General features: G+C 65.6%; 14 protein-coding genes. 8 read left to right on the top strand and 6 right to left on the bottom strand.

Annotated features, from left to right (window positions below; all coding sequences use genetic code 11):
* Positions 1-7: 7 nt before the first annotated feature.
* The 7 genes from H7692_RS07965 to H7692_RS07995 all read left to right on the top strand — a co-directional run bounded on the left by H7692_RS07965 (position 8) and on the right by H7692_RS07995 (position 6,777).
* Complete coding sequence (locus H7692_RS07965; protein ID WP_222135425.1) at positions 8-586, top strand: DUF924 family protein; 579 nt, start codon at positions 8-10, stop codon at positions 584-586.
* A 39-nt stretch (positions 587-625) separates the two neighbouring features.
* On the top strand, positions 626-1,204 hold the full coding sequence (locus H7692_RS07970) for a pyridoxamine 5'-phosphate oxidase family protein (RefSeq protein ID WP_222135424.1): 579 nt from the start codon (positions 626-628) through the stop codon (positions 1,202-1,204).
* Entirely contained in the window at positions 1,204-1,416 is a 213-nt protein-coding gene (locus tag H7692_RS07975; RefSeq protein ID WP_201928851.1) for a DUF2007 domain-containing protein, read from the top strand. The genes H7692_RS07970 and H7692_RS07975 overlap by 1 nt, the downstream gene beginning before the upstream one ends.
* Positions 1,417-1,546: 130 nt before the next feature.
* Positions 1,547-2,242 (top strand): endonuclease/exonuclease/phosphatase family protein, encoded by a 696-nt coding sequence (locus tag H7692_RS07980; RefSeq protein WP_201928850.1) that lies wholly within the window; start codon positions 1,547-1,549, stop codon positions 2,240-2,242.
* Positions 2,243-2,426: 184 nt separating this feature from the next.
* Positions 2,427-2,765, top strand: a complete 339-nt coding sequence (locus tag H7692_RS07985) for a P-II family nitrogen regulator (protein ID WP_033074080.1) — start codon at positions 2,427-2,429, stop codon at positions 2,763-2,765.
* A gap of 17 nt (positions 2,766-2,782) precedes the next feature.
* A complete protein-coding gene (locus tag H7692_RS07990; RefSeq protein ID WP_222135423.1) occupies positions 2,783-4,159 on the top strand; it encodes an ammonium transporter in 1,377 nt (458 codons plus the stop codon).
* 251 nt (positions 4,160-4,410) lie between these two features.
* Complete coding sequence (locus H7692_RS07995; RefSeq protein WP_201928848.1) at positions 4,411-6,777, top strand: TonB-dependent receptor; 2,367 nt, start codon at positions 4,411-4,413, stop codon at positions 6,775-6,777.
* Between the two features lie 234 nt (positions 6,778-7,011).
* Here H7692_RS07995 and H7692_RS08000 read toward each other — a convergent pair whose 3' ends face one another.
* The gene (locus H7692_RS08000; protein ID WP_227340009.1) at positions 7,012-7,521 is read right to left on the bottom strand and encodes a hypothetical protein; all 510 of its coding nucleotides are present in this window, start codon (positions 7,519-7,521) and stop codon (positions 7,012-7,014) included.
* Positions 7,518-7,892 carry a VOC family protein gene (locus tag H7692_RS08005; protein WP_227340010.1) on the bottom strand — a complete coding sequence of 125 codons (375 nt, stop codon included), beginning with the start codon at positions 7,890-7,892 and terminating at the stop codon, positions 7,518-7,520. Before H7692_RS08005 ends, H7692_RS08000 begins: the two co-directional genes overlap by 4 nt.
* Positions 7,893-7,986: 94 nt before the next feature.
* Here H7692_RS08005 and H7692_RS08010 point away from each other — a divergent pair, with 94 nt between their 5' ends.
* Positions 7,987-8,517 carry a winged helix-turn-helix transcriptional regulator gene (locus H7692_RS08010; protein ID WP_201928845.1) on the top strand — a complete coding sequence of 177 codons (531 nt, stop codon included), beginning with the start codon at positions 7,987-7,989 and terminating at the stop codon, positions 8,515-8,517.
* Here the strand turns inward: H7692_RS08010 and H7692_RS08015 are convergent.
* The 4 genes from H7692_RS08015 to H7692_RS08030 all read right to left on the bottom strand — a co-directional run bounded on the left by H7692_RS08015 (position 8,514) and on the right by H7692_RS08030 (position 12,014).
* On the bottom strand, positions 8,514-10,103 hold the full coding sequence (locus H7692_RS08015) for a GMC family oxidoreductase (protein WP_222135419.1): 1,590 nt from the start codon (positions 10,101-10,103) through the stop codon (positions 8,514-8,516). The genes H7692_RS08010 and H7692_RS08015 overlap by 4 nt on opposite strands.
* Positions 10,104-10,187: 84 nt before the next feature.
* On the bottom strand, positions 10,188-11,183 hold the full coding sequence (locus H7692_RS08020) for a sterol desaturase family protein (protein ID WP_227340011.1): 996 nt from the start codon (positions 11,181-11,183) through the stop codon (positions 10,188-10,190).
* Entirely contained in the window at positions 11,176-11,583 is a 408-nt protein-coding gene (locus H7692_RS08025) for a hypothetical protein (RefSeq protein WP_201928843.1), read from the bottom strand. Before H7692_RS08025 ends, H7692_RS08020 begins: the two co-directional genes overlap by 8 nt.
* Positions 11,580-12,014 carry a TIGR01244 family sulfur transferase gene (locus H7692_RS08030; RefSeq protein WP_222135418.1) on the bottom strand — a complete coding sequence of 145 codons (435 nt, stop codon included), beginning with the start codon at positions 12,012-12,014 and terminating at the stop codon, positions 11,580-11,582. The genes H7692_RS08025 and H7692_RS08030 overlap by 4 nt, the downstream gene beginning before the upstream one ends.
* Between the last annotated feature and the right edge of the window lie 333 nt (positions 12,015-12,347).

Genomic DNA, 12,347 nt, shown 5'->3' on the forward strand with positions numbered 1-12,347 from the left:
CGCGCGGATGAGCGATAGCATCGAACGGGAGATTCCCGCGCCGCCCGACGATTGGGCGGCGCGTTTGCTCTCCTTTTGGTTCGACGCGCACGGCATGGATGACTGGTACGGCGGCGGCGCGGACTTCGACCAGGCGGTCCGCGACCTTGCCGCCGACTGGCACGCGGCGCTGCGCTCGCTTCCCGCGGCGTCTTTCCTGACTGACCCTGAAACCGCGCTGGCCGCGACAATCCTCTTCGACCAGGTCCCGCGCAACATCTTTCGCGGATCGGCCGAAGCCTTTGCGACCGACAGCCTCGCGCGCGCGATCGCGCGCGGAATTGTCGAACGCGAATGGCATAAGGGCTGGGCCGACGACAGGCGGCAGTTCGCCTGCCTTCCTTTCCAGCATAGCGAAGACATTGGCGACCAGCGCGAATCGCTGCGCCTGTTCGCGCAGTTCGACGACCCGATGTTTCAGGATTATGCCAAGGCGCATTTCGACATCGTCGATCGCTTCGGCCGCTTCCCGCACCGCAACGCCGCGCTCGGCCGTTCGACACGGCCCGACGAACGGGCAGCGATAGAAGCGGGGAAGAATTGGTGATAGGGCCGGATCGTTAGGTTAGCCTGCGGAGTATCGATCATGGCCGAATTCACCGACGCGCTGACCGCCAAGCATATCGCCTTCATCGAAAAGCAGCCGGTCTTCTTCACCGCGACCGCTGCGGCTGACGCGCGCATCAACCTGTCGCCCAAAGGCTATGGCGACTGTTTCAAGATATTGTCGGAAAACCAGGTCGCCTATCTCGACCTTGGCGGGTCGGGGAACGAGACGCACGCGCATCTCGCCGCCGACGGCCGGATCACCGTCATGTTCTGCGCCTTTGACCGCACCGCCCTGATCCTGCGCATCTATGGGCGCGGGCGCGCGGTGTTGCCGCAGGACGGCGAATGGGACGAACTCGCCGCGCGCTTCACCCTGCTGCCCGGGACCCGCCAGATTTTCGTCATCGACGTCGACAGCGTGCAGACGAGCTGCGGGTGGGGCGTGCCGATGATGGAGTTGCAGAACGAGCGCGAAACACTGCAAAAATATCACCGCCAGGCCGACCCGGCGGCGTGGGTCGAGAAGCTCCAGGGGCGGACGCGAAGCATCGACGGGCTGCCGACGCGCGCCACCGACCGCTATATCGCCGGTGAGCCGCAGGACGCCGAGGGCTGATGGCGCTCGTCGAACTGGTGCGGCTGCCCAATGGCGCCGAGGCCGAGCTGCTGCGCGGGCGCCTCGAAAGCGCCGGGGTGCATGCGGTATGTTTCGATGCGGGGATGAACATCGCCGAGAGCGTGGGGCTGATGATCCCGGTGCGCGTCATGGTGCTCGACGAGGATCTCGACGAGGCAAAGGCGCTGATGGCGGAGTTCGACATCGGGTGAATTCGCAACCTGCCCGCCTGTTCGTTCGTCCTGACCTTGTCGAAGGGCCGTCTTTGTTTTTGAACGGAGCAATGCAGCGGCTGCCCGGCAGGAGCTGCCCCCAAAGCAACAGGGTCCGTCGCATTCGATCATGGTAAAAGTCGCCAGTTACAATATGCGCAAGGCCATCGGGCTCGACCGCCGCCGCGATCCCGGGCGGGTGCTGTCGGTGCTGCGCGAACTCGACGCCGACATCATCGCATTGCAGGAAGCCGACCGCCGTTTCGGCACGCGTGCAAGCGCCATCCCCCCGCATATGTTCGACGAAAGCGACTATGTTCCCGTCGACCTGCTCGACGGGCGCCCCTATGCGATCGGCTGGCACGGCAACGCGCTGCTCGTACGGCGCGGTGCCGAGGTCGAGGAGAGTCATGCGCTCCACCTGCCGACGCTCGAGCCGCGCGGCGCCGTCGCCGCCACCGTGCGCATCGGCGACACCAGGCTGCGTGTCGTCGGGATGCACCTCGACATATCGGGGCTGCGCCGCCGCCATCAGGCGCGCGCCATCCTCGATCATGTCGCCGATGGCGAAGATCTGCCGACGGTGCTGATGGGCGACTGCAACGAGTGGCGCAGCCGCGGCGGCTGCCTCCACGATTTCGGCGAGCATCACGCGATGGTCGATACCGGCCACAGCTTTCACAGCCGCCGCCCGGTCGCGCGGCTCGACCGCATCTTTGCCTCGCGCCATCTCGAAGCCGTCGAGGCGGGGGTGCACAACAGCCCGCTCGCCGCGCGCGCGTCCGACCATCTGCCGATCTGGGCGAAGTTCAAGCCGACCGGATAGCCGCCGCCGATCGCCCTTGCATGCCTATAAAATAGGCATTCGCGCGTGTGCGCTGCCCATCGATTGAACGTTTGCGTGCGTCCAGGGGCGCAAAACCGTCACAAAATGTTAACTTTCTGCCGTCCCGCGCAATCTGGCACGGCTGTTGCACTGCAACATGGTGCCATAAGCAGAAGGGGGCATCATGAAGCTGATCCTGGCTATCATCAAACCGTTCAAGCTCGACGAGGTGCGCGAGGCGCTGACCGGGCTGGGCATCGCCGGCATGACCGTGACCGAGGTCAAGGGTTTCGGCCGGCAAAAGGGACAGACCGAAATTTACCGCGGCGCCGAATATGCGACCAATATGGTGCCGAAGGTGAAGATCGAGCTCGTCTGCGACGACGCCCTCGCGGCGCGCGTTGTCGAAACACTCCAGCAAAGCGCCGGCACCGGTTCGATCGGTGACGGCAAGATTTTCGTGCTCGACGTGGGTCAGGCCGTGCGCATCCGCACCGGCGAGACCGGCGAAGCGGCGCTGTAACGATGAAGGGGGAAGCAATGAAATTCGCTAGCAAGATGGCGGCGGGCGCCGGGGCCACGGGCCTTGCGCTGTTCGCCGCGCTGCCCGCCTGGGCGCAGGAAGCCACCGAGGCGGTGGCCGAGGTCGCCGAGGAAACGGCGGCCGCGGTCGTCGACAAGGGCGACACCGCATGGATGATCACCGCGACCGTGCTCGTGATGGCGATGATCGTCCCCGGCCTCGCGCTCTTTTACGGCGGCCTTGTCCGCACCAAGAATATGGCGTCGGTGCTCACGCAGATCATCGCGGTCGCCAGCCTCGCGATGATCATGTGGGTGATGTTCGGCTACAGCCTCGCCTTTGGCGGCGATGCCAACCAGTTCATCTCGGCAGGCAAGCTTTTCCTTGCCGGGGTCACCGCCGATTCGACGGTCGCGACCTTCTCCGAGGGTTTCGAAATCCCCGAATTCGTCTTCATCGCCTTCCAGATGACCTTCTCGGCGATCACCGTCGCGCTCGTGCTCGGCGGGCTTGTCGAGCGCATGAAATTTTCGGCGGTGATGGTCTTCGCGATCATCTGGCTGACGCTCGTCTATTATCCGATCGCGCACATGGTCTGGTACGCCGGCGCCGACTCCGCGACCACGGGCCTGATCTTCGACTGGGGCGCGCTCGATTTCGCAGGCGGCACCGTCGTCCACATCAACGCGGGTGTCGCGGCGCTCGTCGGCTGCATGATCATCGGCAAGCGCAATGGCTATCAGAAAGAAATCATGGCGCCGCACTCGCTGACCATGACGCTGATCGGCACCGGTCTCCTCTGGGTGGGCTGGTTCGGCTTCAACGCCGGTTCGGCGCTCGAAGCCAATGGTTCGGCCGGCCTTGCGCTGATCAACACCTTCACCGCGACCGCTGCCGGCGTCCTTTTCTGGATGCTCGCCGAGCGCATGCTCGGTCACAAGGGCTCGCTGCTCGGCGCCTGCTCGGGCGCGATCGCCGGTCTTGTCGCGGTCACTCCGGCCGCGGGCAACTCGGGTCCGTTCGGCGCGATCCTGCTCGGCGCGATCGCGGGCATGGTCTGCTGCTGGTTCGTCATGAAGGTGAAGCCCAAGCTCGGCTTCGACGATTCGCTCGACGTGTTCGGCATCCACGGCCTCGGCGGCCTGATCGGCTCGGTGCTGACGGCGGTGACGATGTTGTCGGCGCTCGGCGGTCCGGCCGGTGACGATTATGCCCTCGGCACCCAGTTGTGGATCCAGATCAAGTCGGTCGTTGTCGCGGTCCTCTGGTCGGGCATCGGTTCGGCGATCGCTTTCTACATCGCCAAGATGGTGACCGGCGGGCGCGTCTCCGACGAAGTCGAGCGCGAAGGCCTCGACCTCGGCGAGCATGGGGAGCGCGCCTACAACTACTGATTGCACGAGACAGGACACCCGCCGCCGCACTCTCTCCTCTTTCAAAGGCGAGCGGCGGGGTCCTCCCCAGGTTCCTCCTGCGAACCACTGGCCGGGACTGACGTCCCGGCCATTTTTTTCGACTGTGGCCGCGAAGCAACATGCTGCGACCTTTTTTCGTCTCAACCGCAACGACCGTTGCGAAATGCCGCCCGCAAGCGCACTCCTAAGCATGACCGGGCACAGACCCGGCAATTTGGAGGAGGATTATGATGCACGCACGTTCTACGATGCTGGCCGGACTGTCGCTTTTTGCCCTGACAATCGCCACACCCGCCGCCGCACAGGACGCCCCTGCAGACCGATATGACGGCAATGCCATCGTCGTGACCGCGACGAAGCGCGATGCCAGCATCCAGGACATTCCCTTTTCGATCAACGCGCAAACGGCTGAGGACATCCAGAAGTCGGGCGCCGTGACGCTCGAGGACCTGTCGCGCAATGTCGCGGGCCTGTCGGTCCAGAACCTCGGCCCGGGCCAGAGCCAGGTATCGGTGCGCGGCGTATCGGCGGGGCAGGTCGTCCGCGACCAGCCCGGCGTCAAGGAACAGGTCGGCGTCTATCTCGACGAAAGCGTGATCTCGCTATCGCTTTTCACGCCCGACATCGACCTCTACGACCTCAACCGCGTCGAAACGCTGCGCGGTCCGCAGGGGACGTTGTTCGGTTCGGGTTCGGTCGGCGGAACGATCCGCTACATCACCAACCAGCCAAAAATCGGGGTTACGGAAGGCAGCGTCGAGGCGAACCTCAACCTCGTCGACGGCGACGACATCGGCGGCCACCTCAAGGGCGCAGTGAACGTCCCGATGGGCGACACGGCGGCGCTGCGCGCGGTCGGATATTACACGCGCTATGGCGGCTTCATCAACGCCATCGGCCCGGCGGGCGGCGACGATGTCAACAGCGGCGAGCGCTATGGCGGGCGCCTTGCGCTGACCTTCGAACCCTCCGACAATTTCTCGATCACCCCGCGCATCGTCTATCAGAAGGTCAAGGCCGACGGGTTCAACCGGCAGGAGATCTACAATCTCTATGCCAACCCGTTCACGACGACGCGCCCCGCGGTGACGTTCGACGAACGTCAGCAATATCTGCTGCTGCGCGAGGCGTTCGAGGACGAGACGCTGATCGCCGATCTCAACATCAATATCGGACTCGGCGGCGCGTCGCTGACCTCGGTCACCAGCTATATCAACCGCGACATCCTCGTCAGCCGTGATGCCAGCGCGCTCACCGGATCGGTGTCGGTCGACCTCGGCTTCCCCGACGCAGGCGTGCTGCTGCCGTCGAACCTTGTCGATACCACCGACCTGGAAGTCTGGACGCAGGAGGTCCGGTTGGCGTCGGACAATGACAGTCGCTTCCAATGGGTCGTCGGCGGATTCTATTCGACGATCGACCGAGTCTATATGCAGCGGCTGCCGACCCCCGGCTATGACGCGGTGACGGACGCGACGCTCGGTGCGGGCACCTCGGCGGGCGCGGCGAACGGGTTCGGACCCAATTCGCCGTACAACGCCGACCTGCCCTATGACATCAAGCAGTTCGCGATTTTCGGCGAGGTCAGCTATGATATCACCGACGCCTTCACCGCGACGGCTGGCGGGCGCTATTACGACTTCAAGGAAACGCGCAGTTTCGTTTCGGGCGGCCTGTTCTCGAACGGCGACAACCGCACTGACAGCACCAAGTCCGACGGTTTCACACCGCGATTCCTGCTCTCCTATGACGTCAGCGACAATGTGTCCGTCAACGCGCAGGCGTCAAAGGGCTTCCGTCTCGGCGGCGTCAACGATCCGCTCAACCTGCCGCTTTGCTCGCCGACCGATGCGGCGCTCTTCGGCGGCTTCCAGGATTATGACGACGAGACGCTGTGGAACTACGAGCTTGGCGTGAAGTCGCAGGGGCGCGGCTTCACCTTCAACGCCGCTGGCTTCTACAACGATATCCGCAATCTGCAGGTCACGCTCGATGCGGGCACCTGTTCGTCGCGTATCGTCTTCAACGTCGACAAGGCGCATTCGATGGGGCTCGAATTCGAGCTCGGGTTGAACCCCGCACAGGGGCTCAGCTTTGACCTGTCCGGAAGCATCATCGAAGCCGAATTCGACACGACGCTTCCTGGCGCGCTGACGGCCGCGACCGGCATCCGCGACGGCAACCGCCTACCTTCGGTCCCCAAATTCCAGCTGTCGGCTTCGGGCAGCTATGAATGGCCGATCGGTGACCGCGCGAGCGCCTATGTCGCGGCGTCGTTCCAGCATGTCGGGACGCGCTACACACAGCCTGCCGACCAGGAAAACAACCCGCGCACCTTCACGCACGGGCTGCCGTTCGGCGGCGCACCGGCGAACGCCGCGACGACGGTCGACCTTGAGCTGCCCGACTATCAGCTGGTCAACCTCAGCGCGGGCGTCGACTTTGACAGCGGGCTGTCGTTGATCGTCTATGTCAACAATGTGTTCGACGAAAATGCACTGCTGTCGTTCGACCGCGAACGCGGCGGGCGGGCGCGCCTCGGCTACAGCGTCGGGCAGCCACGGACCTTTGGCATCACGGCACGCAAGACCTTCTGATCGGGGGGCAAAGGGCCGGTCGCTTCACGCGCCGGCCCTTTTTTTGTGCATTGCTGCACTGCACAACATTTAGGCAGCCATGCCGCAAGTTTAGGCCTTTTCATCATGACATTAATATGGCATTCAGTCTGTCAAGAGTTTCAGGAGGGGAGAGCCTGAAAGGCTGGGCCGGGACGAAAGTTCCGGCCCTCTTTTTTTGCCCGTTCCGCGCGCGGCTCCCGGAAATGCCGAAATTCAGGGATTCTTGCGATAGCGCAGCGTCGCAAAAACGCGCCAACTGCCGTCGTGTTGCAGCACCGAATCGGTAACCGTCAGCCCATCGTCGGAGTGCAACATATAGGTCGAGCGGCCGATCTCGACGTCCGCGCTTCCCCAATGGGTCGACAGGCCCTCCGACGTCAGAATTCCCGTAACCGGCCGCATCTGTCCACGACTGTCGGACCAGCGACCGCGCACGCGTCCCTTCGCATCGATGCGATAATCGGCGTGCGCCGAATAGGCGATGGCGGGCTCGCGCTCGACGACAAGGCGGTAGGCGAGCGCCATGCCGCCGTCGTCGGCTGGACCAATGGCGAGTGTCGCGCGCGCCGGTCGGCCGAAGGCGATGCCTTCGCCTCCCCAATTCCCGCGAAACGCCGCGAGCGTCGGCGCTTCGGCGACGGTGGCGGTTGCGGTTGCGGTTGCGGGCATCGATGGCTGGTGCGACGCGAGCACAAGAAGCCAGGCGGCCAGCGATGGCGTCATGCAGACTGTTCCGATTGCGAAAACATGAAGCAGTTGCCGTCGGGGTCATAGAAGGTGACGAGCTTCACCAGCCCCTCGATATGGCGAATTTCGCCATCCTGTCGCACGCCCTCGGCATCGAGATGCGCCTTGGCCGCGTCGATGTCGGCGACTTCGAACACATTGGTCGCGCCGCCGCCCTGCACGACATTTTCGACCTGGCTGAGGCCGATGTTGACCCCCTTCATTGGCGTGGCGAGCTCGCACCAGCCGATCTCGTCGACGCGATAGAGCAATGTGCAGTGCATCACGCGTTCGTACCAGGCGATCGATGCGGCCATGTCGGTGACGCCCATCGAGCAGGTCAGTTCCGATCCGATTTCGACTGTCATAATCTCTGTCCCTCCAGACTCGGTCGCGCGCGACCGCCCATCCGGCTTGCGCATTAAGTCCGTTTTGTATAGTTACTTGCAAATGCCGTCAAGCATGTCCGATCCGCTGCTCGCCCAGCTGTCCGCGCACCGCTGGCTCGTGCCCTTGCTCGCCGATCTCGCCGCGCATCGCGGCGCGCGCTTTGTCGAGCTCGTCCACCGCCTCGACCTGTCGCGCGACAGCCTGACGCGCACGCTCGCCGCCGCGGCGGCGCTGGGCTGGATCGCGCGCAACCCGGGTCACGGCCACCCGCTGCGTCCCGAATATATATTGACCGAGGCCGGCACCGCGGCCGCCGCGCGCGCGGCGACGATTGCGAAAGCGCAGGCTGCGCTCGGCCTGCCCCCCGGCGCGACGACGCGCTGGGGCCTGCCGCTGGTCGCGGGGATTGCGGCGGGACACGACCGGTTCAACGCGCTCGCGCGGCTGCTCCCGCCCGCAAGCCCGCGCGCGCTGTCGCAGGGGCTCAAGGCGCTCGGGACGCACCGGCTGGTGACGCGCGAACTGCTCGACCTTCGTCCGCCCGCCACGCGCTATGCGCTGACCGCGAGCGGACGGACGCTGGCGGAATCCTGCGCGCCCTAAGCGGCTAGCGCGGCCCTGACAAAAGCGGCTGCGCGTTCGCCGATCATGATGCTCGGCGCATTGGTGTTCCCCGACACCAGCCGCGGCATGATGCTGGCATCGGCGACCCACAGCCCCTCGACGCCGTTGAGCTTCAGCGTCGGGTCGACCACCGCATCGGCGTCGCTGCCCATGCGACAGGTGCCGACCGGGTGATAGACGGTGTCGGCGCGGCTGCGGATCAGCGCGTCGAGCGCGGCGTCGTCCGACAGGTCGACGGGATAGCGGTCGCGCCCGGCATAGTCGGAAAGCGGCGGCGCATCGACGATCCGGTGCATCATCCGCACCCCTGCGCGCAAGGTCGCGATGTCGCGGTCGTCGGTCAAAAAGCCGGGGTCGATCGCGGGCGCCGCCGCCGCGTCGGGCGACGCAAGGCGCACCGTGCCCCGGCTTTCGGGGCGCAGCACGCAGGCGTGGCACGAAAAGCCGTGCCCCTTCACCTTGGTGCGGCCATGATCCTCGAGCATCGCGGGGACGAAATGATATTGGATGTCGGGTGCGGGCAGGTCGGGCCGCGATTTCCAGAAGCCGCCCGCTTCGGCGAAACAGGTCGTCATGATCCCGCTGCGCCGGGTGCGATGTTCGAATATGGCTTTCAGCATCCGCCACGTTCCGCCCAGGCTGTCGCCGAAGGGGTCGGCCGAGCGCGTCTCCCAGCTCGAAACATAGTCGATATGGTCCTGCAGATTGTCGCCGACGCCCGCGCGGTCGAGGGCGACGTCGATACCCTGCTCGCGAAGGTGCGCCGCGGGCCCGATCCCCGACAGCATCAATATCTGCGGACTGCCGAATGCCCCCGCCGACAGCACGACGCCGCCGCGCGCGCGCAGCGTCTCGCGCCTGCGCCCGCGCCGGATGATGACCCCCACCGCGCGCCCATGCTCGATCAGGATTTTCTCGACCAGCGCGCCGGTGCGAATGTCGAAATTCGCGCGCGCGCGCAGCGGCTCGACATAGGCGCGCGCCGCCGACCAGCGCTCGCCGCCCTTCTGCGTCACCTGATAGAGGCCGAACCCTTCATTGTCGGCGCGGTTGAAGTCGTCGGTGCGCGGCAGTTGCAGCGCCGTCGCGCTTTCGACGAAGCGCTTGCTCGTAACGTTGGGCCAACGCTGGTCCATGACATTGAGCGGCCCGTCGCCGCCATGCCATTCGTCGGCGCCGCGCTCATTGCCCTCGCTGCGCTTGAACCAGGGCAGCACATCGGCATAGCTCCACCCCGTCGCGCCGAGCGCCGCCCACTGGTCGTAATCGAAGGCGTGCCCGCGGATATAGACCATCGCGTTGATCGCGCTCGACCCGCCCAGCCCGCGTCCGCGCGGCTGGTAACCGATCCGGCCACCCAGCCCGATCTGCGGCACTGTGTCGTATCGGTAGTTCGACGATTTGGGGATGAAGGGCATCAGCCCCGGCGTCTTGACACGTACCCGATCGTTCGACCCGCCCGCCTCGACCAGACACACCGTCCGCGACCCGTCTTCGGCAAGCCGCCCCGCCGCCGCGCTCCCCGCACTGCCGCCGCCGATGACGATGATGTCGAACTGATCCATGAAGCCGCTCCCCTCGCCGCCGGGTCGGCGGTCGCCTGGGTGCTTACATGAATGTCATTAGGGGGAGAGGCAAGGCCAATCCCGTCACCCCGGGCTTGACCCGGGGTCCCGCTTCATAGCGGTGAAAGAGCGGGACCCCGGATCAAGTCCGGGGTGACGGGATAATTGCTCTGCCGCTTCCTCGACCGGCTGCCCCGCCGCCCAGCGTGCCTTGATCGTCGCGCTCGTCGCGCGGCTGCCGTCGTGGCTCCAGCCGGGTTCGCGCCACAGATAGTCGAGCTTGTGCCGCCACGGCGCGTGCCACACATCCTTGGCGATGCCGACCCACTCGTGCACCGCGGCCCAGAGGATGTTGAAGCTGCCGAGCTGCTTGACGATGCCATAGCGCACCGGCTCGTCGTCGCGTTCGGCGACGAAGCTGCCGAACATCCTGTCCCAGATGATGAACACCCCCGCATAATTGGCGTCGAGGTAGCGCGGATTGACGCCGTGATGGACGCGGTGGTGCGACGGCGTGTTCATCACCGCCTCGAACCATCGCGGCATCCGCCTGATCGCCTCGGTATGGATCCAGAACTGGTAGATCAGGTTCAGCCCCGCGCAAAAGAACACCATCGCGGGCGGAAAGCCGATCAGGAACAGCGGCAGGCGAAAGATGAAGCCCAGGCTGAAAAAGCCCGTCCACGTCTGCCTGAGCGCGGTCGACAGATTATAATGCTGCGAGCTGTGGTGGATGACATGGCTCGCCCAGAACCAGCGCACCCGGTGCGCGCTCCGGTGAAAGACATAATAGGCCAGATCGTCGAGGAAGAAGCAGAGGACCCACGCCCACCACCATTCGCGAAACGCAAGGCCGATGTCGAAAAGGCGGAACTGGTGCACCCACACCGCCATGCCGACGACCGCCGCGCCGACGAGCGCGCCCGCGACCTGGCTGCCCGTCCCGAGCATCAGCGAGGTCAGCGTGTCGCGCGCCTCGTAGCGGCTCTTGTCGGCGCGCAGCGACACGACCATTTCGACGAGCAGCAGCAGGATGAAGGCGGGCACCGCATAGACGACCGGATCGGGAAGCTCAGGCACGCGCAATCTCCCGCATCCGGCTCGCCCACATGCCCGCCTCCTTGCCCAGGTGCAGCGTCACCGCGCCGAAGGTCCGCTCGGCCATGGTCAGCGTCAGGAAATCCTTGTCGAGCCGCCCGATGACGCTCGCGTCGACCGGCCGCGCGGCAAAGAAATTGCCGTGCGCGCGCACCAGCATCATGCGCCCCTCGGCGTTGCGGACGATCGCGGCAAAGCCCGCGCGGTCGCGCGCGACCTCGACGCCGCCGAACCCCGCCTCGGCCTCTTCGGCAAGGCGGATCGCATGCTCGGCATCGGCGATGCGCGGGTCGGCGCCGAGTCCGATGCGCCCGACGAGCCAGGCGACGACGAGCACCGCGACAAGCGAACCGCCCGTCTGAATCCAGAAGGCCGTCGTCATTTCCCGCCGGCGAGCGCGTCGAGCATCAGCCGCAGTCCCGTCAAGTCATAGCCCGCCTTTGCCGCCGCATTGCAGATCGCATCGACATCGTCGCCCGCACGCGCCCGCGCGAGTGCCCACAGATGCGTCGAACGCGTGCCCGAGCGGCAATAGGCGAGGATCGGCCCCGTCGCATCGGCCATCAGGGCGTCGAGCGCGTCGATCTGCGCATGGCTGAACCCCGCATGGCCGATCGGGATGGCGGCATAGGCGAGCCCCTCTGCCGCGGCGGCATGGCCGATTTCGGCGCCCTGCGGCGCCGTCGGCTCCTCACCGTCGGGCCGATTGTTGACGATCAGCGCAAAGCCCTGCGCCCTCGCTTCGGCAATATCGTCGAGACCGATCTGCGGCGCGACGCTGAACTGGGCGGACAGGGGACGAAAATCGCTCATGCAAAGCATCTACTCCTGCCCTCCGCCCGCTGACAAGCGTGAAGCTGCGCCGGCAACCAAAGGCGTCGGCTTCGGGGTGGAAATTTGCCGTAAATCCTCCCTGTCGCGCAGCGATGGGGAGGGGGACCGCTCGCGAAGCGAGGGGTGGAGGGGCCGCGACGTTGCGCCATCAGCCCCTCCGTCAGCCCTCCGGGCTGCCACCTCCCCATGCCTGGGGCACAGGGAGGATCTGATGGCCGCAACCGGTCGCTACCAGACATTCGTCATCCCGGCGAAGGCCGGGATCTCACCCTCTCGGTTTACCGCACCGGCGAGATCCCGGCCTCCGCCGGG

The sequence above is a fragment of the Sphingopyxis sp. P8 genome (assembly GCF_020622175.1).
Classification (GTDB): Bacteria; Pseudomonadota; Alphaproteobacteria; order Sphingomonadales; family Sphingomonadaceae; genus Sphingopyxis; species Sphingopyxis jiangsuensis.